This window comes from Streptomyces sp. NPDC002328, from assembly GCF_042890065.1.
Taxonomy (GTDB): Bacteria; Actinomycetota; Actinomycetes; order Streptomycetales; family Streptomycetaceae; genus Streptomyces.
The window spans coordinates 15649-37920 of sequence record NZ_JBIARQ010000033.1; the positions used below are offsets into that span (position 1 = coordinate 15649).

Annotated in this window: 22 protein-coding genes; 11 read left to right on the forward strand and 11 right to left on the reverse strand. The window is 71.7% G+C overall.

The genetic code is table 11. The annotated features are described in order from the left end of the window. Positions 1 to 49: 49 nt before the first annotated feature. Positions 50 to 499 (forward strand): MarR family winged helix-turn-helix transcriptional regulator, encoded by a 450-nt coding sequence (locus tag ACFYX4_RS39240; RefSeq protein ID WP_389344440.1) that lies wholly within the window; start codon positions 50 to 52, stop codon positions 497 to 499. A gap of 81 nt (positions 500 to 580) precedes the next feature. On the opposite strand, the gene ACFYX4_RS39245 is transcribed toward ACFYX4_RS39240, so the two are convergent. Beyond that, the gene (locus ACFYX4_RS39245) at positions 581 to 2014 is read right to left on the reverse strand and encodes a cation:dicarboxylate symporter family transporter (RefSeq protein ID WP_389344442.1); all 1434 of its coding nucleotides are present in this window, start codon (positions 2012 to 2014) and stop codon (positions 581 to 583) included. A gap of 299 nt (positions 2015 to 2313) precedes the next feature. Here ACFYX4_RS39245 and ACFYX4_RS39250 point away from each other — a divergent pair, with 299 nt between their 5' ends. From ACFYX4_RS39250 to ACFYX4_RS39265, 4 genes are all read left to right on the forward strand, one after another. Further along, positions 2314 to 4134 (forward strand): ABC transporter transmembrane domain-containing protein, encoded by a 1821-nt coding sequence (locus ACFYX4_RS39250; RefSeq protein ID WP_389344444.1) that lies wholly within the window; start codon positions 2314 to 2316, stop codon positions 4132 to 4134. Continuing rightward, on the forward strand, positions 4131 to 5963 hold the full coding sequence (locus ACFYX4_RS39255; RefSeq protein ID WP_389344446.1) for an ABC transporter ATP-binding protein: 1833 nt from the start codon (positions 4131 to 4133) through the stop codon (positions 5961 to 5963). Before ACFYX4_RS39250 ends, ACFYX4_RS39255 begins: the two co-directional genes overlap by 4 nt. Positions 5964 to 6266: 303 nt before the next feature. Further along, entirely contained in the window at positions 6267 to 6737 is a 471-nt protein-coding gene (locus ACFYX4_RS39260) for a DUF5709 domain-containing protein (RefSeq protein WP_389344448.1), read from the forward strand. A 27-nt stretch (positions 6738 to 6764) separates the two neighbouring features. Further along, entirely contained in the window at positions 6765 to 7022 is a 258-nt protein-coding gene (locus ACFYX4_RS39265) for a type B 50S ribosomal protein L31 (protein ID WP_389344450.1), read from the forward strand. Between the two features lie 17 nt (positions 7023 to 7039). Here the strand turns inward: ACFYX4_RS39265 and ACFYX4_RS39270 are convergent, their stop codons facing one another. Next, on the reverse strand, positions 7040 to 7834 hold the full coding sequence (locus ACFYX4_RS39270) for a metal-dependent hydrolase (RefSeq protein ID WP_389344452.1): 795 nt from the start codon (positions 7832 to 7834) through the stop codon (positions 7040 to 7042). Between the two features lie 145 nt (positions 7835 to 7979). Here ACFYX4_RS39270 and ACFYX4_RS39275 point away from each other — a divergent pair, with 145 nt between their 5' ends. Beyond that, positions 7980 to 10493, forward strand: coding sequence for a DEAD/DEAH box helicase (locus ACFYX4_RS39275; RefSeq protein WP_389344454.1), 2514 nt, complete (start codon positions 7980 to 7982; stop codon positions 10491 to 10493). A gap of 19 nt (positions 10494 to 10512) precedes the next feature. Next, on the forward strand, positions 10513 to 11379 hold the full coding sequence (locus ACFYX4_RS39280; RefSeq protein ID WP_389344456.1) for an acyl-CoA thioesterase: 867 nt from the start codon (positions 10513 to 10515) through the stop codon (positions 11377 to 11379). A gap of 19 nt (positions 11380 to 11398) precedes the next feature. On the opposite strand, the gene ACFYX4_RS39285 is transcribed toward ACFYX4_RS39280, so the two are convergent. Next, complete coding sequence (locus ACFYX4_RS39285; protein ID WP_389344458.1) at positions 11399 to 12295, reverse strand: DUF6397 family protein; 897 nt, start codon at positions 12293 to 12295, stop codon at positions 11399 to 11401. A 138-nt stretch (positions 12296 to 12433) separates the two neighbouring features. Continuing rightward, complete coding sequence (locus ACFYX4_RS39290) at positions 12434 to 12847, reverse strand: roadblock/LC7 domain-containing protein (protein ID WP_389344460.1); 414 nt, start codon at positions 12845 to 12847, stop codon at positions 12434 to 12436. A gap of 121 nt (positions 12848 to 12968) precedes the next feature. Between ACFYX4_RS39290 and ACFYX4_RS39295 the strand changes: the two genes are divergently transcribed. After that, positions 12969 to 13397 (forward strand): PPOX class F420-dependent oxidoreductase, encoded by a 429-nt coding sequence (locus tag ACFYX4_RS39295; protein WP_389344462.1) that lies wholly within the window; start codon positions 12969 to 12971, stop codon positions 13395 to 13397. 16 nt (positions 13398 to 13413) lie between these two features. On the opposite strand, the gene ACFYX4_RS39300 is transcribed toward ACFYX4_RS39295, so the two are convergent. Genes ACFYX4_RS39300 through ACFYX4_RS39320 form a run of 5 tightly spaced genes read right to left on the reverse strand, consistent with a single transcriptional unit; the run spans position 13414 to position 18622 of the window. Beyond that, positions 13414 to 14019 (reverse strand): ATP/GTP-binding protein, encoded by a 606-nt coding sequence (locus ACFYX4_RS39300; RefSeq protein WP_389344464.1) that lies wholly within the window; start codon positions 14017 to 14019, stop codon positions 13414 to 13416. 53 nt (positions 14020 to 14072) lie between these two features. Then, on the reverse strand, positions 14073 to 14492 hold the full coding sequence (locus ACFYX4_RS39305) for a DUF742 domain-containing protein (protein WP_389344466.1): 420 nt from the start codon (positions 14490 to 14492) through the stop codon (positions 14073 to 14075). Between the two features lie 22 nt (positions 14493 to 14514). After that, positions 14515 to 14952, reverse strand: coding sequence for a roadblock/LC7 domain-containing protein (locus ACFYX4_RS39310; RefSeq protein ID WP_389344468.1), 438 nt, complete (start codon positions 14950 to 14952; stop codon positions 14515 to 14517). Then, positions 14949 to 17783 (reverse strand): nitrate- and nitrite sensing domain-containing protein, encoded by a 2835-nt coding sequence (locus ACFYX4_RS39315; protein WP_389344470.1) that lies wholly within the window; start codon positions 17781 to 17783, stop codon positions 14949 to 14951. Before ACFYX4_RS39315 ends, ACFYX4_RS39310 begins: the two co-directional genes overlap by 4 nt. A gap of 44 nt (positions 17784 to 17827) precedes the next feature. Further along, positions 17828 to 18622 carry an MHYT domain-containing protein gene (locus tag ACFYX4_RS39320; RefSeq protein WP_389344472.1) on the reverse strand — a complete coding sequence of 265 codons (795 nt, stop codon included), beginning with the start codon at positions 18620 to 18622 and terminating at the stop codon, positions 17828 to 17830. Positions 18623 to 18774: 152 nt separating this feature from the next. Here ACFYX4_RS39320 and ACFYX4_RS39325 point away from each other — a divergent pair, with 152 nt between their 5' ends. Continuing rightward, the gene (locus tag ACFYX4_RS39325; protein WP_389344474.1) at positions 18775 to 19374 is read left to right on the forward strand and encodes a class I SAM-dependent methyltransferase; all 600 of its coding nucleotides are present in this window, start codon (positions 18775 to 18777) and stop codon (positions 19372 to 19374) included. A gap of 18 nt (positions 19375 to 19392) precedes the next feature. Here ACFYX4_RS39325 and ACFYX4_RS39330 read toward each other — a convergent pair whose 3' ends face one another. Further along, positions 19393 to 20151: an alpha/beta fold hydrolase gene (locus ACFYX4_RS39330; protein ID WP_389344476.1), complete on the reverse strand. Its 759-nt coding sequence runs from the start codon at positions 20149 to 20151 to the stop codon at positions 19393 to 19395. A 194-nt stretch (positions 20152 to 20345) separates the two neighbouring features. Here ACFYX4_RS39330 and ACFYX4_RS39335 point away from each other — a divergent pair, with 194 nt between their 5' ends. Beyond that, on the forward strand, positions 20346 to 20870 hold the full coding sequence (locus ACFYX4_RS39335; protein WP_389344478.1) for a PadR family transcriptional regulator: 525 nt from the start codon (positions 20346 to 20348) through the stop codon (positions 20868 to 20870). Here ACFYX4_RS39335 and ACFYX4_RS39340 read toward each other — a convergent pair. Beyond that, positions 20856 to 21764, reverse strand: coding sequence for an oxygenase MpaB family protein (locus ACFYX4_RS39340; protein ID WP_389344480.1), 909 nt, complete (start codon positions 21762 to 21764; stop codon positions 20856 to 20858). The genes ACFYX4_RS39335 and ACFYX4_RS39340 overlap by 15 nt on opposite strands. A 137-nt stretch (positions 21765 to 21901) precedes the next feature. On the opposite strand from ACFYX4_RS39340, the gene ACFYX4_RS39345 reads away from it, so the two are divergent. Then, positions 21902 to 22210, forward strand: a complete 309-nt coding sequence (locus ACFYX4_RS39345; RefSeq protein ID WP_389344521.1) for a hypothetical protein — start codon at positions 21902 to 21904, stop codon at positions 22208 to 22210. Positions 22211 to 22272: the final 62 nt, after the last annotated feature.

Genomic DNA, 22272 nt, shown 5'->3' on the forward strand with positions numbered 1-22272 from the left:
TCATTGTTACCTATACTCACAATGAACGGCGTCCTGATATTGTTCCCGCATGACCACCCCCGATCCCGAAGGCGCGCTCGCCGAGCAGCTGCTGCGGTTCACCCGCCGGGTGCACCGCATCCAGAAGCGCCATCTGGAGCATTCCGAACTGGGCGTCACCCCGGCCCAGTCGCGCCTGCTGCGCACGCTGAGCCACTTCGACGGGCCGCCGCGCATGGCGGACCTCGCCGAGCGTCTCGAAGTGGTGCCGCGCGCGGTGACCACTCTGGTCGACGGCCTGGAGGCGAGCGGCAAGGTGCGCCGGGTCCCCGATCCGGCGAACCGCCGGGTGATCCGGATCGAGCTCACGGACGAGGGTCGCGAGACACTCCTCGAACTGCGCCGGGCGCGCCGGTCGGCCGCGCGGGAGATCCTGGAACCGCTGACGACCGTGGAGCGCGCGCTGCTCGGTGAGCTGCTGGACACGCTGGTCGACGGGACGCCCCCCGCCCACTGCTGAGCTCCCGGACGCGCGAAGGGCCCCGGCCCACCGCTCCTCACCTGCGGAGCGGTGGGCCGGGGCCCGTGAGCTGCGGATCCGTCAGCCGGTCTCGCCCACCGGCTCCTTGACCTTCGGCTGCGCCGGGATGCCCGCACCGGCCTTCTCTTCGGCAGGAGCCGGAGACTCGCGCCCGACCCCGACCCCGTTCCCGCCCCCGTCCGTGTCGGGCTCGGGCTCGGGCACTGCCTCCCCGTTCAGCACCTTCTTCGCCCGCTCCACGTCCAGCGCGCCCTCCCATCGGGACACGGCGAAGACCGCCACGCAGTTGCCGAGCAGGTTGGTGACGACGCGCATCGAGTCCATGATGCGGTCCACGCCGAGCAGCAGGGCCACGGCGCCGGCGGGGATCGCCCCCAGCGACGACGCGGTCGCGGACAGGGCGAGGAAGGCGGATCCGGGGATGCCCGCCATGCCCTTGCTGGTGAGCATGAGCACCAACACCACGGTGATCTGCTGGCTCAGACTGAGATCCACGCCGACGGCCTGGGCGACGAACAGCGTGCCGATCGACAGATAGAGCGAGGCGCCGTCGAGGTTGAAGGAGTAGCCCGTCGGCAGCACCAACCCCACGGCGTCGTCGCGGGCGCCGGCCTTGCGCAGCTTCTGCATCACGCGCGGCATGACCGACTCGGTGGAGGCGGTGCCGAGGGCGAGGAGCATCTCCTCACGGATGTAGCGCAGGAACTTCCAGAGACTGATCCCGGTGAGCGCCTTCAGGGCGACGGCGAGCAGCACGATGAAGAACGCGGCGGCCGCGTAGCACAGAATGATCAGTTTGGCATAGGTCTCGATCACGCCGAGCCCGTACTGACCGATCAGCACGGCCATCGCGCCGAAGACCGCGAGCGGGGCCAGACGCATCACGAAGCCGACGATCGCGAAGATGATCTCCTGGGCCTGCTCGATGGCGGGCAGGACCTGCGGCACCTTGGTGTGGCCGAGGTGCAGCAGCGCCGCGCCCACGAGGCAGGCCAGGAGGAGCACCTGGAGCAGGGAGTTTTCCGCGAAGGCGCCGACGAAACTGTTGGGCAGCGCGTTCAGTACGAACTCGGTGGTCGAGGGCAGCGACCCACCGTCCGTCTTGGCGTCGAGGGCCGAGGTGTCGAGCGTCGCCGGGTCGACGTTCATCCCCGAGCCGGGCTGGACGACGTTGGCCGCGAGGAGCCCGATCACCAGGGCGAGCGTGCTCGCGACCTCGAACCAGATCAACGCCTTGAGGCCGATCCGGCCGAACGCCTTCAGGTCGCCGGCCTTGGCGATGCCGACGACGACCACGCAGAACACCAGCGGGGAGATGATCGTCTTGATGAGCCGGATGAAACCGTCGCCGAGCGGCTGAAGGTCCGCGGCCACGCCGGGCCACAGCTTCCCGACGGCGATTCCGAGCACGAGCGCGCAGGCGACCTGCGCGAAGAGTGAGGTACGCAGTATGCGTGCGACGCGTCGCGGCAAGGACGGAACGGACGGTGGCACGGGCACTCCTTGGGGGGGACGGCGTCTCACAGAAGCGTGAACCGGGGGGACTTCTGCGATACGGAAAGCGGCTTCCGTAGGCCACTGTGAAGGTGCCGTTGATCGCTGAAGAAACCCCCGTGTTGCGAAGGTGTAAATCCCTCAGGAGCAGCCGACCGCTGCGCCGTCGCGGAAAAAACAGGTTGATTCCGACCGCCCATCGACGCGAACCTTTCACGGTTTGCTGCGCCGCTCTCACGGGCCGTCCGTGCGTCCGCCCGCTTCCCCTCCCCCCACCTGACACGAGCCAATGGGACGTCATGCAGATCCAAGACCTTCCGTATCCCGACCCTGGTGTGCCGGACGCGCGCTCGGGGCCCCACTTCCTGCGGTGGCTCGGCCGCAACCAACTCGGCGGCCAGCTCAGGTCCCTGGCCTGGGGTCTGCTGCACTTCATGGCCGTCTCGGCGCAGCCGTTCTGCGTCGGGTTCGCCGTCGAGGCCGTCGTCGACCGCTCGGGCTCCCGACTCGCCCTCGCCGGCGGGCTGATGATCCTGTTCGGGGCCGCCATCGCGCTCGGGGACACCTTCCTGCACCGGGCCGCCATCACCAACTGGATCACCGCGGCCGCCCGCGTTCAGCAACTCCTCGCCCGCAAGGCCGCCCAGTTGGGCTCCGCGCTGAGCCGACGGGTCGCCGCCGGCGAGGTCGTCGCCGTCTCCACCGGCGACGTCGAGAAGATCGGCTGGTTCGTGGAGGCCGTGTCGCGCTTCACCGCGGCCGCCCTCACGGTCGTGCTCGTCTGCGTCGGCCTGGTCGTCTACCAGCCGGCCCTCGGGATCGTGGTCGCCGTCGGCCTGCCCGTGCTGGCGCTGGCCGTGCTGCCGCTGCTGCCCCACGCGACCCGCCGGGCCGACCACCAGCGTGAGAAAGCCGGACGCGCCACCGAACTGGCCTCGGACACCGTGGCCGGACTGCGCGTGCTGCGCGGCATCGGCGGCGAGGAACTCTTCCTCGACCGCTACCGGCGCGCCTCCCAGGAGGTCCGCCACGCGGCCGTCCGCAGCGCCCGCATGTGGTCCCTGATCAGCGCCATCCAGGTACTGCTGCCGGGACTGCTGCTCGTCGCGGTCGTGGTCTACGGCGTCCACCTGGCCCGCGAGGGCCGGATCACCGTCGGCGAACTCGTCACCGTCTACAGCTCCGTCATGGTGCTCACCTATCCCCTCAGGCACTTCGAGGAGATCGCCATGGCCTACTCCTTCTCCCGCCCGTCGGCACAACGCGCCGCCCGCGTCCTCTCACTCGAACGGGTGACAGACATCGGCGGTTCGCGCGACGCGGACCTCCCCACGGGCGACCTGTACGACCCGGCCACCGGACTGCTCGCCCCGGCCTCCGTCCTCACCGCCGTGGTGTGCGGCGACCCGGACGCGGCCGGACGGCTCGCGGAACGCCTGGGCGGACACCCCTCGGAGGACGGCCCGTCCGCACTCCTCGGCGGAGTCCCGCTGGACGAACTGCCGTTGGACTGCGCCCGCACGGCCGTCCTCGTCCAGGACAAGGACCCCGTCCTGCTGTCGGGTTCTCTCCGCGACCTGCTGGACGTGCCCGCCTCGGGCGCCGTCGACGCGGCGTCCGCGCTGGCCGCCGCCCAGTGCGGCGACGTGCTCGACGCGCTCGTGCAGGGCTCACTGGAGGCCGACGACCCCATGGACGCCCGTATCACCGAACGCGGACGCTCCCTCTCCGGCGGGCAACGGCAGCGGCTCGCGCTCGCCCGGTCGCTGTTCACGGACCCCGAGGTCCTCGTCCTGGACGAGCCCACCTCCGCCGTCGACTCGCACACCGAGGCCCGCATCGCCGAAGGGCTGCGCGCACTGCGGGCCGGACGCACGACCGTCGTGTTCACCTCGTCCCCGCTGCTCCTGGACCGCGCGGACCGGGTCGTCCTCGTGCACGAGGGCCGGGTCGAGGCGGTCGGCGCGCACCGCGAACTGCTGGACACCGAACCGCGATACCGCGCGGTGGTGACCCGGGAGACCGACGAGGAGGCCGCCATGAGCGACGCCCTCAAGGGACTCGACGGACTCAAGGGACTCGACAACGACGAACTGCGAGAGATCGAGGAGACGGCATGATCGGCGTGGCGCCACCCGCCTACGACCCGGCGGCACCGAAGACGGCGAACACCCTGCCCGTCGGCGCCCCCGCGACCGTACGCGCCTACGTGGCCGAACTGTTGCGCCGGCACCGCCGCGCCTTCCTGCTCCTCGTCGGCGTCAACACCGTCGCCACGATCGCCTCCATGGTGGGCCCATGGCTCCTGGGCGACCTCGTGGAACGGCTCTCCCAGGGGACACGCGAACTCCATCTGGAGCTCACCGCCGCCCTGTTCGTGCTCGGCCTGGTCGTCCATGCCGCCTTCGTACGGCAGGTGCGGCTGCGCGGCGCGATGCTCGGCGAGCGGATGCTGGCCGACCTGCGCGAGGACTTCCTCGTCCGGTCCGTGCGGCTGCCGCCGGGCGTGCTGGAACGGGCCGGCACGGGCGACCTGCTGTCCCGCATCACCACGGACATCGACCGGCTGGGCAACGCCATGCGCGAGGCCGTGCCCCAGCTGACCATCGGCGTGATGTGGGCGGCGCTGCTGCTCGGCGGGCTCGTCGTCGCCGCGCCGCCCCTCGCCCCGGCCGTGCTGGTCGCCGTTCCGTTGCTGGTGGTCGGCTGCCGCTGGTACTTCAAGCGCGCGCCGGCCGGCTACCGCTCGGAGGCCGCCGGGTACGCCGCCGTGGCCGCCGCCCTCGCCGAGACCGTGGACGCCGGGCGCACCGTCGAGGCCCACCGCCTCGGCGACAGCCGCGTCGCGCTGTCGGAGCTGCGGATCAGGCAGTGGACGGCCTGGGAGCGGTACACGCTGTGGCTGCGGTCGGTGCTCTTCCCCGTCATCAATGTCGTGCACGTGACCGTTCTCGTCTCGGTGCTCATGCTCGGCGGGGTGTTCGTCCTTCAGGGCTGGATCGGCGTCGGCCAGCTCACGACGGGCGCGCTCCTCGCGCAGATGCTCGTCGACCCGGTGAACCTGATCCTTCGCTGGTACGACGAGCTTCAGGTGGCGCAGGTGTCGCTGGCCCGTCTCGTGGGGGTGCGCGACATCGAGTCGGACGCCGGGGACTCCGCCCTGGAGCCCGCCGGGCGGGACGTGCACGCCGACCGCGTCCACTTCGGCTACCGGGAGGGCGTCGATGTCCTGCGCGAGGTCTCCCTGGAGGTCGCGCCGGGAACCCGGCTCGCCCTGGTCGGGCCCTCGGGGGCGGGCAAGTCGACGCTGGGCCGGCTCCTCGCCGGAATCTACGCCCCGCGCGACGGCCGGATCACCCTCGGCGGCACCGAACTGTCCCGAATGACCGCCGAACGCGTCCGCTCGCACGTGGCGCTGGTCAACCAGGAGCACCACGTCTTCGTCGGCTCCCTGCGCGACAACCTCCGGCTCGCCCTGCCCCACTCCCGGCTCCACCTCGACGAGAGCACGCCGGGGCCGGGGGGCGCGCAGGAGGCCGAGGACGCCGAGCTGTGGGCCGCGCTGTCGGCGGTCGACGCGGACGGCTGGGCGCGGGCGCTGGACGACGGTCTGGACACCGAGGTCGGCTCCGGGGGCCTCGCGCTCACTCCGGCGCAGGCCCAGCAGATCGCGCTGGCCCGGCTGGTGCTGGCCGACCCGCACACGCTGGTCCTCGACGAGGCGACCTCGCTCCTCGACCCACGGGCCGCCCGCAATCTCGAGCGGTCCCTGGCCCGTGTCCTGGACGGCCGTACCGTCGTCGCCATCGCCCACCGCCTCCACACGGCCCACGACGCCGACGTCATCGCCGTCGTCGAGAACGGCCGGATCACGGAGCTGGGCAGCCACGCGGAGCTGGTCGCGGCGGACGGAGCGTACGCGGCGCTCTGGCGGTCCTGGCACGGGTGACGGGAGCGGGAGCCGGAACGGAAGCGGGAGCCTGAGCGGGAGCGGGAGCCAGAGAGGGCGCGGGCTCGTACGGGAGGGCGGTGCGGAGGAAGCCGGCGGCGGGGCGGGCGCCGGCTTCCGGGCCGCTGCCGCCTCTGCCGTTGCGCGCCACCGAACCGGGGTGGAACGCTGGAAAGCGGCACCCGCGCGGAGGGCAGCCGGACCCCACCGTCCGGAAGACGCCGCGCTCGGCCGGTGGTCCGTGCGGCTGTCTCCCGCAGCCCACCCCGGAGAGGACGGGCCCGTCACCCCTTGGAGGTACCCGTGAACAACGCCGACGAATGGGGGGACGACGTCTACCAGCCCGATGCCTCGGAGATCCAGGACGACGCGGGACTGCTCGACGCGGAGGACACCCTGGAGAACGACGGGGTCGCCGACCCCCTGGACCGGGGCTGGTCGCCCCCGGAGAGGCCGTGGGCCGTCGAGCACACGGGTGTGACGGCCGCGGAGCGCCGGCAGGGCGAGACCCTCGACCAGCGGCTCGCGGAGGAGCTGCCGGACCTCGCCCCGCCCGACGGCGACGGCATCGGTGACTGCGACGACACCGACGGGGAACTCCTGGACAAGGAGGTCGGCTCCGCCCGCTCCGGCCGGCTCCTGGCGCCGGACGAGGGAGCCCACGAGGACGAGGAGAGCGCCCTGATCGCCACGGACGTCGGCATCGACGGCGCGGCAGCCTCCGCCGAGGAGGCGGCGGTGCACATCGTCGACGAGGACGCCCTGTACGGCTGACGGGCCCCCATCGCACGAGGAGCACGTATGCAGCAGGACAAGCACCCCGACTACCGCCCGGTCGTCTTCCGGGACCGCGCCGCCGGCTACGCCTTTCTGACCCGGTCCACCGCGATCAGCGAGCAGACCATCGACTGGGACGACGGGGAGACCTACCCGGTGGTGGACGTGGAGATCTCCTCTGAGAGCCACCCCTTCTACACCGGCAAGGCCCGCACGGTGGACACGGAGGGCCGCATCGCCCGCTTCGAACGGCGCTACGGCGAGGGTTCGCCGACGCCCTGACCCGCCAGCGGCGGCCGTCAGATGACGTTGAGCGCCGCCGCGCCGCCCACCCCTCCGAGCAGTATGAACACCGGCATCAGCACCTTCAGTTCGACCCAGCTGCCCGCCCGGAACCGCAGCGCCTTGGGCGGACCGAGCGGGTACCAGCGCTTGCGCCCGATCGGGATGGGCCACAGCACCGGGCAGCCCGAGACGGTCAGTGCGTCCCCGATGTCGTGCACCAGCGCGCCCAGCAGGATCGGCAGGCCCAGCCACAGGTACTCCTGGCCGGGGTCGGTGAAGAGCCAGTCCGAGCCGTTGCCCGGCTTGTCCAGGATCCCGGCGATGATCCACGCGCTGGTCGCCGCCAGCAGCCACACCAGCACATCGCTGCTGGAACCGCGCGTCGCCCGCCACAGCAGACCCTCGATCGCCAGCACCATGTGCACGAAGAGAATCGCCAGCACCGCCCAACGGCCACCGGTGATCGCCAGCGCCGAGGCGCCCCCGCCGATCATGACCGCCCACAGCCAGGTGTGCGTCAGGGTGCGGTGCCCGCCGGAGCGGCGTGGGTCGCCCTGCTTCCTGGTGGCCTTGTAGACGGCGTAGGAGAGCTTGTCGACGATCTCGCATATCCAGCGCGAGACGGGACCGAAGGCGCGGGAGATCGTCGCGGCCTTGTGGTCGAGATCCGGAGCGAGAGCCGCTCCGGCGCAGATCAACGCACCCGCCAGCAGGACCGGCCAGGGCATCGTGTGGCCGGCCGCGGCCGCCGCCGCTCCGACGCCGAGCCAGGCGGCGGCGCCCGACAGTGAGTGTGCTGGTCCCATCATGGCCGTTGCCCGCCCTGTTCCTCGTGTGTCGCTGTCCAGTTGACCGGGTGCGATGACGCTCCGTCGGCGACCCAGCGTATCGGCCGTGATCTTCGGTCCGGCATCCGATTCCCGCCTCGGGCACCTGGGCAGGCAAGATGGGGGCGTGACCCTCATCGATCAGTTGCCGCCGACCGCAGATCCCGACGCCCTGTACGAAGCCTTCGAGTCCTGGGCCGAGGAGCGGGGTCTCACGCTCTACCCCCACCAGGAGGAGGCGCTGATCGAGGTGGTCTCCGGGGCGAACGTGATCGTCTCGACGCCCACCGGCTCCGGCAAGAGCATGATCGCCGCAGCCGCGCACTTCGCGGCCCTGGCCCGGGACGAGGTCACCTTCTACACGGCGCCGATCAAGGCGCTGGTGTCGGAGAAGTTCTTCGAACTGTGCAAGATCTTCGGCACGGAGAACGTCGGCATGCTCACCGGCGACGCCTCCGTGAACGCCGACGCCCCGGTCATCTGCTGCACCGCCGAGGTGCTCGCCTCGATCGCGCTGCGCGACGGCAAGAACGCGGACGTCGGCCAGGTCGTCATGGACGAGTTCCACTTCTACGCGGAGGGCGACCGCGGCTGGGCCTGGCAGATCCCCATCCTGGAGCTGCCCCAGGCGCAGTTCGTCCTCATGTCGGCGACGCTCGGCGACGTCTCCTTCTTCGAGAAGGACCTCACCCGCCGCACCGGCCGGCCGACCGCGGTGGTCCGTTCGGCGACCCGGCCCGTGCCGCTGTCCTACGAGTACCGCTACACGCCGCTGACCGAGACGCTCACGGATCTGCTGGTGACGAAGCAGGCACCCGTGTACATCGTGCACTTCACGCAGGCGCAGGCGGTGGAGCGGGCGCAGGCGCTGATGAGCATCAACATGTGCTCGCGTGAGGAGAAGGAACAGATCGCCGAGCTGATCGGCGCCTTCCGCTTCACCACGAAGTTCGGCCGCAACCTCTCGCGTTACGTACGGCACGGCATCGGCGTGCACCACGCCGGCATGCTGCCCAAGTACCGGCGGCTGGTGGAGAAGCTCGCGCAGGCCGGTCTGCTGAAGGTGATCTGCGGTACGGACACGCTGGGCGTCGGCGTCAACGTGCCCATCCGGACCGTGCTGTTCACGGCGCTCACCAAGTACGACGGCAGCCGGGTGCGCACGCTCAGGGCCCGGGAGTTCCACCAGATCGCGGGCCGCGCCGGCCGGGCCGGGTTCGACACGGCGGGCTTCGTGGTCGCGCAGGCGCCCGAGCACGTCATCGAGAACGAGAAGGCGCTCGCCAAGGCCGGCGACGATCCGAAGAAGCGCCGCAAGGTGGTGCGCAAGAAGGCGCCGGAGGGCTTCGTCGCCTGGACGGAGAACACCTTCGACAAGCTCATCGAGTCCGAGCCGGAGCCGCTGACCTCCCGGTTCCGGGTCACACACACGATGCTGCTCTCCGTGATCGCCCGACCCGGCAACGCCTTCAAGGCGATGCGGCACCTGCTGGAGGACAACCACGAGCCGCGCAAGCAGCAGTTGCGGCACATCCGGCGCGCGATCGCGATCTACCGCTCGCTGCTCGACGGCGGCATCGTCGAGAAGCTTGACGAGCCGGACTCCACGGGCCGCCTCGTCCGCCTCACCGTCGACCTGCAACAGGACTTCGCGCTCAACCAGCCGCTGTCCACCTTCGCGCTGGCCGCGTTCGAACTCCTCGACCCCGAATCGCCGTCCTACGCGCTCGACATGGTCTCGGTCGTCGAGTCCACGCTCGACGACCCCCGCCAGATCCTCGCCGCCCAGCAGAACAAGGCGCGCGGCGAGGCGGTCGCCGCGATGAAGGCGGACGGCGTCGAGTACGAGGAGCGCATGGAGCGCCTCCAGGACATCACCTACCCCAAGCCGCTGGAGGAGCTGCTCTTCCACGCGTACAACACGTACCGCAAGAGCCACCCGTGGGTCGGCGACCATCCGCTGTCGCCGAAGTCGGTGATCCGGGACATGTACGAGCGGGCGATGTCGTTCACCGAGCTGGTGTCCCACTACGAACTGGCCCGCACCGAGGGCATCGTGCTGCGCTACCTGGCCAGCGCCTACAAGGCCCTCGACCACACCGTCCCGGACGACCTGAAGTCCGAGGACCTCCAGGATCTGATCGAGTGGCTGGGCGAGATGGTCCGCCAGGTCGACTCCAGCCTCCTGGACGAGTGGGAGCAGCTGGCCAACCCGGAGGAGATGACCGCCGAGGAGGCCCAGGAGAAGGCCGACGAGGTCAAGCCGGTCACCACCAACGCGCGCGCCTTCCGCGTCCTCGTCCGCAACGCGATGTTCCGCCGCGTCGAGCTCGCCGCCCTCGACCAGGTCGAGGCACTCGGAGAGCTGGACGCCGAGTCGGGCTGGGACGCGGACGCGTGGGGCGAGGCGATGGACAAGTACTGGGACGAGTACGACGACCTCGGCACCGGACCGGACGCGCGCGGCCCCAAGCTGCTGGTCATCCAGGAGGAGCCGCAGAACGCGCTGTGGCGCGTCCGCCAGATCTTCGACGACCCGAACGACGACCACGACTGGGGCATCAGCGCGGAGGTCGACCTCACGGCCTCGGATGCCGAGGGCCGCGCGGTCGTCCGCGTCACCGACGTCGGCCAGTTGTGAGCACAGGAGAAGCGCACCCATGACGAATCCCGCCGAGAGGCTCGTAGACCTGCTCGACCTGGAGCAGATCGAGGTCAACATCTTCCGCGGCCGCAGCCCGCACGAGTCCCTCCAACGGGTCTTCGGCGGCCAGGTGGCGGGCCAGGCACTGGTCGCGGCCGGCCGGACCACGGACGGGGACCGGCCCGTGCACTCGCTGCACGCGTACTTCCTGCGTCCGGGCCGGCCGGGCGTGCCCATCGTGTACCAGGTCGAGCGGGTGCGGGACGGTCGGTCGTTCACGACGCGCCGGGTCACCGCCGTGCAGCAGGGCCGCACGATCTTCAATCTCACCGCCTCCTTTCACAAGCCTGAGGAAGGTCCTTTCGAACACCAGCTGCCGCCGGCCCGCGAGGTCCCGGACCCGGAGTCCCTGCCGACGGTCACCGACGAAGTCCGGGAGCACCTGGGCGGACTGCCCGAACAGTTGGAGCGGATGGCGCGCCGCCAGCCCTTCGACATCCGGTACGCGGACGGGCTGCGGTGGAAGCCCGAGGAGATCAAGGACGCCGAGCCGCGCAGCGCGGTGTGGATGCGCGCCGTCGGTCCGCTCGGCGACGACCCGCTCGTGCACACCTGCGCGTTGACGTACGCCAGCGACATGACGCTCCTGGACGCCGTCCGGCTCCCCGTCGAACCCCTCTGGGGACCGCGGAACTTCGACATGGCGTCGCTGGACCACGCCATGTGGTTCCACCGGCCGTTCCGGGCGGACGAGTGGTTCCTGTACGACCAGGAGTCACCGATCGCGACGGGCGGGCGCGGTCTGGCGCGTGGGCGGATCTACGACGTCCAGGGCCGTCTGCTGGTGTCGGTCGTGCAGGAGGGGCTGTTTCGGGCCCTCTAGGCCGCCGGCTGCCGGGCCGTCATGTGCTTCTGCCGCGCAGCCAGCCGAGGAGGCCGCCGCGCGACTTCCGCGGCTCGTAGGCCGCCCCCGCTTCCTCTTCCGGCGTCGACGCCGGCGTGGTGGCGGCGGCGGTCGCCGGGCGGGGCGCCGGCTGCTGGGTACGGGCCTCGTCCAGGGCCCGTGCCAGGTCGGACCTCAGCCAGCCGATCTCGTCGGGATGGTCGGCCGTGGTGATCTCGTCCACGAGGTGCGCGGCCGGTGAGCCGGGGGCGCCGTGGGCCGGCGGGTCGGGCCGGAACCGGTTCAGGTGGGTGCGTTCGTAGGGATCCGTGACGATCTCCGCGACGTGGGCGGGGTCGAGGAACGCGGCCAGGACTCCCGCCTGCTGCCAGGGGCCGTCCGCCTGCCGCAGCAGGAACCCCAGATGGCGTCCACGCCAGTTGCGGGGCCGCGTGTCCAGGCCGGCGGCCAGCTGGTCCCGGATCCAGTCGGGCGTCCGCCCCGTGAACAGGAACTTGTTGCTCCTCTCCTCCGCGAACTGCCGCAGTTCCTCGGCGAGATACAGCCAGACGACGGCACGGTAGCGATTGAGGTAGAACTTCACCGGCACCACGAGCCCCACCCGTGCGAGGCGTGTGAAGCGGGCGGGCGGCACGCCCAGGAGCATGGCTCCCTCGGTGGTGCCGACGGCCTGGACGCTCCTGACCAGCGCCTCGGGGAAGCCGGGGGACGAGCCCAGCCGCTCGATCTCGGCGAGCGCCACCCGGCGGCCCCCGCCTGCTTCGTCGGGCACGGTCCTGATCCGCCCGAGATGCACGGCGAGATCGAACTCGCTCCGCTTCAGACCCAGTTCCCGCGCTGCGCGGCTGAGGCTGCGGAGCGGGGTGTGCGATGGCGTGACGGTGTTGTCGGACATGGTCGTTCTCCCCCGTGGAGTGCGGTGCCTCCGCGCCGTCCGCGGTGGCCTGGGAAAAACCGTAGCCCGATCCGCGCACATCGTGGCAAGCCTGTGGATAACTAAGGAAAACTCCCCGAGGCTCGCAGAACGTGCAGGTCAGAGGTCTGTGTACGGTGCCCAGTCAGGTCGGCGGGCGTCGACCGTGAGGTGCTCTCCGACCCGGTTGACGAGCAGCGCCATCTCGTAGGCGATCTGGCCCATGTCGGCCTCCGCGCCGCTGAGCACGCACAGACAGCTTCCGGTGCCGGCGGCGGTGACGAACAGCAGCGCGTCGTCGAACTCGACCATCGTCTGGCGCACCTGGCCCGCCCGGAAGTGACGGCCGGACCCCTTGGCCAGGCTGTGCAGTCCGGAGGAGACGGCTGCGAGGTGTTCGGCGTCCTCCCGGCGCAATCCCGTGCTCGAACCCGCCACCAGCCCGTCGTTGGACAGGACCAGCGCGTGACGCACGTGGTCGACCCGTTCGGTCAGGTCGTCCAGCAGCCACCCCAGCCCCTGCTTCTGCCCCATGTCTCCGTCTCCCCGCGTGACGTTCCCCGTGTCGTGTCCCCGTGCCGTGTCCCCGCCCGGTCCGAGGACCCGCCCGCCAGCCTTCCCCACCACCGGCCGCCGGGCAAGGAGGATGGGGGGCATGGCACACAAGATGACCGATGAGGAATGGCGGGCGTTCGTCTCGGACGGCACCCGCACCGCGAAGCTGTCCACGGTCCGTGCGGACGGCAGTCCGCACGTGGCGCCGATCTGGTTCCTGCTCGACGGGGACGACGTGGTTTTCAACACGGGCAAAGGCACGGTGAAGGGACGCAATCTGGCGCGGGACGGCCGGGTCGCGCTGTGCGTGGACGACGACCGCCCGCCGTTCGACTACGTGGTGCTTCAGGGCAGCGCCCGGCTCTCGGAGGATCTCGACGAGGTGCGCCACTGGGCGGCCCGCATCGGGGCGCGGTACATGGGCGAGGAGCGCGCCGAGGAGTTCGGCGCGCGCAACGGCGTCCCCGGCGAACTCCTCGTCCGCGTCGCGATCGACAAGGTCCTGGCGCAGAAGGCCGTGGCCGACTGACTGTCGTGCGTGCCAGTCAGCTGACGGAGTCGAGCAGCCGGGCGGTGTGCATCCGCCCGGCGTACTCGACGAGCCGGATCAACACCTCCTTCCCCGAGGCCCGGTCGCGCGCGTCGCACAGGACGACGGGAGTGCCCTGGTCGAGGTCGAGGGCACGCGAGACCTCGGGGGCTCCGTAGGCGCGCGCTCCCGTGAAGCAGTTGACGGCGACCACGAACGGGATGTGCCGGTGCTCGAAGTAGTCGACGGCGGGAAAGCAGTCCTCCAGGCGTCGGGTGTCGGCGAGGACCACTGCGCCCAGGGCTCCCTGTGACAGTTCGTCCCAAAGGAACCAGAAGCGGTCCTGGCCCGGGGTGCCGAAGAGGTACAGGGAGAGACCGGAGCGGATGGTGATCCGGCCGAAGTCCATGGCGACGGTCGTCGTGACCTTGTGGTCCACGCCGTCGGTGTCGTCCACCGACTGGCCCGCCTCGCTGAGGAGTTCCTCGGTGCGCAGCGGTTTGATCTCGCTGACCGCGCCCACCAGGGTGGTCTTTCCCACGCCGAATCCGCCGGCGACCAATATCTTCAACGCCAGGGGAGTCGTGTCGCCGCCCGCGGGGTCGGAGTGCTCGGGGACCATGGATCACTTCTCTCGTTTCCGGATCGGTCGGAAGGTTCGTCTTCGGAGCCCGGTCACAGAGCTCGCAGTCCTGCGATGACCTCGCGCAGAATCCGTTCGTCGGGGAGTTGCGCGGGCGGCACCGGCCGGCTGACTCTGACGCGGCCGAGTTCCAGCAGGTCACCGAGGAGGACCCGGACGACGCCGACTGGCAGGTCGGAGCCGGCGGCGAGTTCCGCGACGGACTGCGTCTCGGCGTGGCACAGATCGACGAGGGTCCGGTGCTCCGGACCGAGTCCCGTGCCGTCGGCGGCGGGCGATCCCGGCGCGCCGGGATCGAGGGTCACCAGGGCGATCAGGTCGAAGCGAACCCCGGTGGGTCCCGGCTTCGTCCGTCCGCCCGTCATCGCGTAGGGACGGACGAGCGGCCCGGCCTCGGTGTCGTACCACTGGCTGCCCTGTTCGCCCGCGGCGGCGGTCGGGTCCTCGGTCATCCGCACAGGTCGCTCTCTCGCCTCAGCCCGCGGCGGGCGGCCGTGCGGAGAGACGTGGCGGCGTGCGGAGATGCTCGCCGACGCGTTTGACCAGCCGGGCCATCTCGTAGCCGACCAGGCCGATGTCGGCGGTCACGGCGGTGAGGACGGCGAGGCAGGAGCCGTCGCCCGCGGCGGCCACGAACAGGAAGCCGTCGTCCATCTCGACCATGGTCTGGCGTACGCCGCCGACCCCGAAGTGCCGGCCGGCGCCCTTGGCGAGGCTGTGGAAGCCGGAGGCGACGGCGGCGAGGTGTTCGGCGTCCTCGCGGCTGAGGCCGCCGGAGGCGCCGACGGCGAGGCCGTCGTTGGACAGCACCACGGCGTGCCGCACCTCGTTCACGCGCACCACCAGGTCGTCCAGCAGCCAGTCGAGTTCACCGGACCGCTGGGACGGTCTCGTGCTCGGGTCGTGGATCATGCGGGGTCTCCTTCGCTGCTGTCGCTGCGCGGTTCGGGATCCGGCGTGGTTCCGCGGCCGGGCTGTCCGCCGCGGCCGGGTTGTCCGCCGCGGCCGGGCTGTCTGCCGCCGCCGCGCGCCCAGCCGTCCCGGTAGGCGGCCATGCGGTCGCGTACGAGTTCGGGTGTGCGCCGCTCGTCGGCGTCTCGGCCCGGCGCCTGGGTGAGTTCTTCGGGGAGTGACCTGCGCAGTTGGGGCGCGAGGTTCGCCTGTCGTACCCGGCGCGGCAGGTCGTCCGATCCGGCGAGGTGTCCCCCGGGCGATCCCGCGGACGATCCGGAGGACGGGCCGGGGTCGTCCGGTGGGCGGTGCAGGCGCAAGGCGGTGACTCCGGGGGGTGGGGTGTCGGCGGCCGTCGGCTCGGCGGCGGCCCGGACGGGGGCCGCCTGCGTCGGCACGGCCCTAACGGAGCCAGCACGGACGGAAGCAGCCCGGACGGCAGCCCGGACCGGGACGGGCTCAACGGCAGCCGGCGCAACGGCAGCCGGCTCGACGGGAACGGGCTCGACAGACACGGGCTCAGCGGAAACGGGCTCAATAGGGCCGGGCTCGACGGGACCGGCCCCAACAGGACCGGCCCCAACAGGAGCGGCCTCGACGGGGGCGGCCAGGGCCGGCCGGTCGGCGGTCGCGGTGACGGCCTCATGGTGCCGGTCGGCGACGGGCACGCGCGCGTACGAGTGGTCCGCCGGTGTCTCCGCGTCGGCCACCTCTCGGGCGGAACGTTCCGGCTCGCCGTTGTGCAGCAGGGCGATGGGCAGCAGGACGACCGCCGTGGTGCCGCCGTAGGGCGAGGTCCGCAGGTGGACCTTGACGTCGTGGCGGGCGGCGAGCCTGCTGACGACGAACAGTCCGAGCCGGTCGCTGTCGAACAGGTCGAGGGCCTCGGACTCGGCGATGCGCCGGTTGGCCTCGGCGAGCCTTTCCTTGCCCATGCCCAGTCCCCGGTCCTCGACCTCCAGGGCGTAGCCGTTGCCGACGGGCTCGCCGGTGACCCGCACGCGCGTGTGCGGCGGTGAGAACTGGGCCGCGTTCTCGACGAGTTCGGCCAGGAGGTGGGTGAGGTCGGCGACGGCGGTGCCGATGACCGACGCCTCCGGGAGTTGGCGTACCTCCACGCGCGCGTAGTCCTCGACTTCGGAGACGGCGGCGCGTACCACGTTGGTCAGGGACACCGGCAAGCGCCAGGCCCGGCCGGGGGCCGCCCCGGACAGGATGATCAGGCTTTCGGCGTGCCGCCGCATGCGGGTGGTGAGGTGGTCGAGCCGGAAGAGGTCGCTGAGCTCGTCCGGGTCGTCCGAGCGGCGCTCCATGCTGTCCAGGAGGCGGAGCTGGCGGTGCACGAGCACCTGGCTGCGGCGGGCGAGGTTGACGAACACTCCCGAGACGCCGTTGGCCAGTTCGGCGCGCTCAACGGCGGCCATCAGGGCGGCGCGGTGAACGGTGCCCAGAGCTTCGGCGACCTGGCCGGTCTCGTCCTCCGCGGGTGGTCCTGGCGGCGCCTCGGCCCGTACGTCGATCTCCTCGCCCGCGCGGAGCCTCCGCATGGCCTCGGGTAGTTTGCGCCGGGCGATCTCCAAAGCGCTGTTGCGCAGGCCGACCAGTTCGACGACGAGGGCGCGGCCGATGCGCACCGAGATGACGAGCGAGGCGGCGACGGCGGCGAGGCCGAGCAGCACGGCGGTGCCGGCCGGAGTCAGCAGGCCGCGGGTGAACGGGTCGGCGCGCTCGGCGACTCGACGCGCGGCGTCCGCCTCGACGGTCCGCATGCCGTCCTGTACGCGTGTGTGTGCCTGGGTCCAGGTGGCCTCGGGTGCGGCGGCGACGGCACCGGCTCCGGGGTCCGCTGCGAGCACCGTGTCCTCGACGGCGTGCAGTGCGGTGTAGGCGCTGCTCGTGGCCAGGTCCTGCCAGGCGGTGCTTTCGGGGCCGCCGAGATCGGCCGCGGCCGACTCGGTGAGGGCGCGTCGGGTGTCGACGGCACCGGTGAACAGGCGCAGGCGTTCGCCGTCGAGGCGGCCGTCCAGGCGTGCGCTGTCCAGGACGACGTCCTCCTGGGCCAGCGCCTCTCCGGCCCGGCCGAATTCGAGCAGCACGCGCGCGTCGGAGCCGAGTTCGGCGTCCTGGATGCCGGAGAGGGCGCCGCCGACGGAGAACGCGGCCGAGATCGTCCTTGTGTAGCCGCTGTAGGCCTCGTCCCAGTCGGCGCTGCCGTCGAGCACGGCGGTCCGCAGCGCGCGCAGCCCCTCGGCCCCGGAGACGAACGCCTCCAGGCGTTCGGCCACTCCGGAGGGCAGGTCCTGGCCGTCGGCGACGGTGCTGTCGTCGCCGAGGCGGAGCCCGGCCACCGCGCGGTCCGTCCGCTCACCGAGTCCCTTCAGCTCGACGTCCTGTCCGGTGCCTTCCGCGGCGGCCGTACGCGTGGCGTGGCGCACGGCGGCCGCCCGCTCGGCTTGGAGTGCCGTGACCGCGTCCGCGACAGGCGTGCGGATCTGGGCGTCCACGCGCTGCAACTGGCGCAGCCGGGAGATGTCCTGGGCGGTGCTGACCGTGGCGTAGGCCCACAGGGCCAGCAGAGAGACGACCGGCACCATCAGCAGGCAGACGATCTTGGCGCGGACGGTGCGCGGACGCAGTCGTCGGCGTCCCGCGCGCGTGAGGGCCGCGGCCGTCGGGGCGCCCGGCTGCTCGTCCGGCCCTTCGTCGGCGGGCGGGCCGGCATGGGCGCGGCGCCCGCGCACGGGGGGCGGCGGCTGGGAGCCGGCCGTGGGAGTGCTGCGTGGTGTACGCATGGCCTCCTCGCTCGGAAGTCGTCGGGACGTGTGGTCCGGCGCCGTCACACGGTCCGGGCGGGCCGGCCGCCGGTGGCGCGCTCCACGGTCTGCTGCGCCGAGGCGGACGCCTCGCGCTCTCCGGTGGTGGGCGACAGCGCGACGAAGGCCGAGGTCAGGAAGAGGTAGGAGCCGAGGCCGACGGCGAGGGGGAAGATGAACTGCATCGCCGTGGCCCCGGGCAGGGCCTCCCTGGAGGGCGTGACGTGCACGTCCACCGCGAACATCGCGGTGTAGTGCATGCTGCTCACCGCCGCGCCCATGACGAGCGAGGCAAGGGTGACGGCGACCGGCGACTCGATGTTCAGCGCCGCCCAGAGGGCCGCGGTCGCCGCGACGACGGCGATCAGGACGGAGAGCGCGACTAACATCGGGTCGTAGGTGACGTCGCCGTGCAGCCGTACGGCGGCCATGCCCAGGTAGTGCATGCTCGCCACGCCCAGGCCGGTGGTGAGCCCGCCGATCAGCAACGCGCGCGTGCGGTCGCGGCTGTAGCCGACGGCGAAGACGCCGGCACAGACGACGACCATGGCGACGAGGAGGCTGAGCACGGTCAGCGGAACGTCATAGCGGATGTCGGTGCCGCTGACGCCGAAGCCGAGCATGGCCACGAAGTGCATGGTCCAGATGCCGGTGCCGATCGCCGAAGCCGCCGTGACGAGCCAGTTGCGGCGTGAGCGCCCGGTGGCGCCCAGCGCCCGGACCGTGCAGCGCAGACCGAGGGCGGCGCCGATGCAGGCCATCGCGTACGACAGCACGGGGGTCAGCCAGCCGAAGGCGGCGTGGTCCAGGTGTCCCATGGATCCGGGACGCTAGTGGGGGCACAGGAGCACAAAGGGGGCGCATTTCGAAAGGTGCCGCAATATGACTCGGAAGTGCGCCGGCTCGATCGCCCCACGCTCGAACGTGCGCATCGCGACGTCCTCCTTGCCGGTGAGGGATCATGCGGAGCATGAGCGACGACCACACACACGTCCGGGAGTTCTTCACCGCCCGCGCGGCGGACTGGGACCGCCGGTTCCCCGACGACGGTCCCGCCTACGCGGCCGCGGTCGCCGAACTCGGGCTGCGCGAGGGCGAACGCGTACTGGACGCGGGCTGCGGCACCGGACGGGCTCTGACGCCCCTTCGCGCGGCCGTGGGGCCCTCCGGAGCGGTCGTCGGGGCCGATCTGACGCCGGCCATGCTGGAGGCCGCCGTACGGGCCGGACGCCACCGCGACGGGCGGCTGCTCCTCGCCGACGTCTCCGCGCTGCCCCTGCGCTCCGCATCGCTCGACGCCGTCTTCGGGGCGGGGCTCGTGTCCCACCTGGCTCGGCCGGCGGAGGACCTGCGGGAGTTGGCGCGGGTGGTGCGCCCCGGCGGCACGCTGGCGCTGTTCCACCCCATCGGCAGGGCGGCGCTCGCGGCGCGACACGGACGGCAGATCACCCCGGACGATCTGCGCGCGGAGTCGAACCTGCGTGCCCTGCTGGCCGGTTCGGGGTGGCGCATGACGTCGTACGTCGACGAGGATTCCCGCTTCCTGGCGCTGGCCGTGCGCGAGGCCTGAGGCACCGAGACCGAGGGTTCACGCTCCGCCGGCGACCGCCCTCACGAACGCGTCGGGGTTGTCGAACATGACGTTGTGCCCGGCGTCCGGGACCGTCAGCACGCGCACGCCCGCCGTCTTCAGGGCGTCAGCCCCGTCGAGGTCCCCGCTGAACTCGCCCTGGAGGTAGACGCGCTCGACCGTGGTGAGGCCGGTCAGGATCTCCCGCATGACCGGGTCGGATCCGCGCCTCAGCCCGACGGCGCTGCGGTGCAGGGCGCGCGGGTCCGCCAGCCGCATGGTCGCCGCCCACAGGGGCCCGACGCGGTCCAGCACGCGCGCGTGGCCGCCGTCGACGAACTCGTCCTCCGAGTGCTCGGCGATGCCGCTGCTGCCCGCGGTCGGCGGCGGGAACGCGTCGAGGTTGGCCTCCGTGAGGACGAGCCGGGAGACCAGGTCGGGTCGGCGGTGGGCGAGGACGATGGCCACGGAGCCGCCCATGCTGTGGGCGACGAGTTCGGCGCCGGCGAGGCCCGCCGAGTCCAGCGCGGCGGCCAGCGCGTCGGCGTGCTCTTCGAGCGTGTAGCCGAAGTCCGCGGGCCGGTCGCTGATCCCGTGACCGGGAAGGTCGACGAACAGACTCCGCCGGCCGGCGAGTTCGGTCCTGGCCGCCACGTGCGCGTGGTAGACGGCCGAGCTCGCGCCCAGCCCGTGGACGTACACGCGCGCGGGTTCCGCGCCCGGCGTCTCCGTCCAGCGGATCCGGCTCTCCCCGCCGCCGAACTCGGCCTGTCGCATCACAGCCTCCTCAGAACTTCAGGTCTATTCACATCGCGCCGCTCGCCGCTCGCCGCTCGCCGCTCGCCGCTCGCCGCTCGCCGCTCGCCGCTCGCCGCTCGCCGCTCGCCCGAGACAATACATCGACCCCGAGGTACACCGTCAACGGAATACACCTGTTCCTGGATACAGCGAACGTGCGGCAGAATGCGGGCATGCTGGAGCTCGCCATCCTCGGCTTCCTGTACGACGACCCGCTGCACGGCTACGAGTTGCGCAAGCGCATCACGGCGCTGACCGGACACGTCCGGCCCGTGGCGGAGAGCACCCTGTACCCGGCGATCAAGCGCCTGGAGAAGTCGGGCCTCCTGGCGCGCACGACCGAACCGGGTGCCGTGGCCGCCCCTCGGCACGTCCTGAGCCTCACCGAGGAGGGTCGACATGAGCTGCATCGGCGGCTCGCCGAACCGGATGAACGGGACGTCACCGACGAGAACCGCTGGTTCACCGTGCTCGCGTTCCTCCGCCACCTGGACGACGCCGGGGCCCAGGCAGCCGTGCTCCGCCGCCGGCTGGCCTTCCTGGAGGAGCCGGCGAGCTTTTTCTACGACGGCGACCGACCGCTGCGTGCCGAGGAGTTGGGCGATCCGTTCCGGCGCGGGATGCTCACCATCGCGCGGGCGACCTCCAGGGCCGAGCTCACCTGGCTGCGCGACACCCTGCGGTCACTGGACTGCTGACCCGTCGCCGCCGCGGTCCGAGGGCCGTACCGGGCAACCCCGTAGGCCGGGCACCGGGCGGGTGCCCAGGTCCGCCAGCCGGTAGCCGTCCGGGTAGCCCTTGATCTCCCAGTTCTGGCGCGCGAAGTGAGGTGCGCTGCGAGGAGGCAGCAGCCGGACGGCGCGCCCACGCGCGCGTACCGCTCGGCGCACCAGCGCGCGGGTGACGGGACCCGGCGGGGTGTAGCGGAAGGCCTTCAGCAACGGTTCGTCGAGCAGGGCGAGGGTGGTGGCGCGCAGCACGGGGGCGAGCGGACGCGGGTACCAGGAGGCCATCAGTTCGAGCGTGGCGTCCGAGACGCGCCGGGCGCCCTCGTCCCACGCGAAGTGGGCCTCTTCGTAGGCGTCGAGGCAGGCCTCGAACTCCTCGTAGGTCTCGGGGATGTCCTTGATCCCCATGTGCTGCCCGAGGGTGCGGTAGTGGACGGTGGAGGCGACGATCTCGTGGCGCGACAGCCGGCGCCATCCGTAGGCGTCGATCCAGCGCTTGGGCATCACGACGAACGTGCAGAGCACGTAGCGCATGTCGTCGTCGGCGATGTCGTAGCTGCGATGCATCTGATTGACGCGGCGGACGGCCGTGCGGCCCTGGTCGCTGTGGAAGCCGTGCTCGACGATGGCGTCGAGGAGCAGCGAGGTGTCGTCGTAGCGCTTCTGGGTGCGGTCCGTGAGCTCCGCCGTGCGCGCGAGGAGGCTTCCGATGCTCGGCACCGCGTACGTGCGGTACAGGGCCAGTTCGAGGGCGCGTGTGAAGTCCCAGGGGAATTCGTACGCCACGGTGAGCCGATAGATCTCCGACGCGTTCTCGTACGGGTCCATCCGCCGGATCTGTGCGAGTCGCTCGAACCTCTTCACCGCGCTGCCCCCTTCTGCCGCCGAAGCCCCGACTTTACGTGTGTGGGCGGGAGATGAACGCCCGGCAAAGGGGGAATCACGCTGGGGAAGGGTGGTGGGCATGTTCGAAGGAGTCCGCCCAGACCTGGGGAAGAGTCATCGGCGTCACGCGCGCGCAGGCGCGGCAGCGGGACGGAGGGCGAACGGGCGGGGAGCGCGTCGAAGGCGAGCGGCGCTCCGGCGGGAAGCGCACGCACAACCTGTTCGAAGCGGCCGCCGCGTATGTCTCGGGCTGCGCGGACGACGACCAGGACCGGATCGACGAGGCTGCCGGATGGGTGTCGCCGGAGGCCCTGTCCTTCGGGGTCAACGAGCTGGCGTGCCGGGCGGTCATCGCGCTCGCGCGGGAGCGCGACGAGTCGCCGAGGACGGTGGCGCGGGCGCTGCTGGGGCTGCCGCCCGCCTGACATTCGCCGACAAGCGCGGCGATTCGCCCCTGCCGCGGTCGCCCCGGTGAAATGTGCAGCTC

Coding starts and splice junctions, on each gene's coding strand:
- ACFYX4_RS39335 (WP_389344478.1), top strand. CDS start 20,346: ATGCTGGAGCTCGCCATCCTCGGCTTCCTGTACGACGACCCGCTGCAC.
- ACFYX4_RS39320 (WP_389344472.1), bottom strand. CDS start 18,622: ATGGGACACCTGGACCACGCCGCCTTCGGCTGGCTGACCCCCGTGCTG.
- ACFYX4_RS39295 (WP_389344462.1), top strand. CDS start 12,969: ATGGCACACAAGATGACCGATGAGGAATGGCGGGCGTTCGTCTCGGAC.
- ACFYX4_RS39310 (WP_389344468.1), bottom strand. CDS start 14,952: ATGATCCACGACCCGAGCACGAGACCGTCCCAGCGGTCCGGTGAACTC.
- ACFYX4_RS39305 (WP_389344466.1), bottom strand. CDS start 14,492: ATGACCGAGGACCCGACCGCCGCCGCGGGCGAACAGGGCAGCCAGTGG.
- ACFYX4_RS39265 (WP_389344450.1), top strand. CDS start 6,765: ATGCAGCAGGACAAGCACCCCGACTACCGCCCGGTCGTCTTCCGGGAC.
- ACFYX4_RS39240 (WP_389344440.1), top strand. CDS start 50: ATGACCACCCCCGATCCCGAAGGCGCGCTCGCCGAGCAGCTGCTGCGG.
- ACFYX4_RS39300 (WP_389344464.1), bottom strand. CDS start 14,019: ATGGTCCCCGAGCACTCCGACCCCGCGGGCGGCGACACGACTCCCCTG.
- ACFYX4_RS39325 (WP_389344474.1), top strand. CDS start 18,775: ATGAGCGACGACCACACACACGTCCGGGAGTTCTTCACCGCCCGCGCG.
- ACFYX4_RS39290 (WP_389344460.1), bottom strand. CDS start 12,847: ATGGGGCAGAAGCAGGGGCTGGGGTGGCTGCTGGACGACCTGACCGAA.
- ACFYX4_RS39285 (WP_389344458.1), bottom strand. CDS start 12,295: ATGTCCGACAACACCGTCACGCCATCGCACACCCCGCTCCGCAGCCTC.
- ACFYX4_RS39315 (WP_389344470.1), bottom strand. CDS start 17,783: ATGCGTACACCACGCAGCACTCCCACGGCCGGCTCCCAGCCGCCGCCC.
- ACFYX4_RS39255 (WP_389344446.1), top strand. CDS start 4,131: ATGATCGGCGTGGCGCCACCCGCCTACGACCCGGCGGCACCGAAGACG.
- ACFYX4_RS39270 (WP_389344452.1), bottom strand. CDS start 7,834: ATGATGGGACCAGCACACTCACTGTCGGGCGCCGCCGCCTGGCTCGGC.
- ACFYX4_RS39330 (WP_389344476.1), bottom strand. CDS start 20,151: ATGCGACAGGCCGAGTTCGGCGGCGGGGAGAGCCGGATCCGCTGGACG.
- ACFYX4_RS39250 (WP_389344444.1), top strand. CDS start 2,314: ATGCAGATCCAAGACCTTCCGTATCCCGACCCTGGTGTGCCGGACGCG.
- ACFYX4_RS39280 (WP_389344456.1), top strand. CDS start 10,513: ATGACGAATCCCGCCGAGAGGCTCGTAGACCTGCTCGACCTGGAGCAG.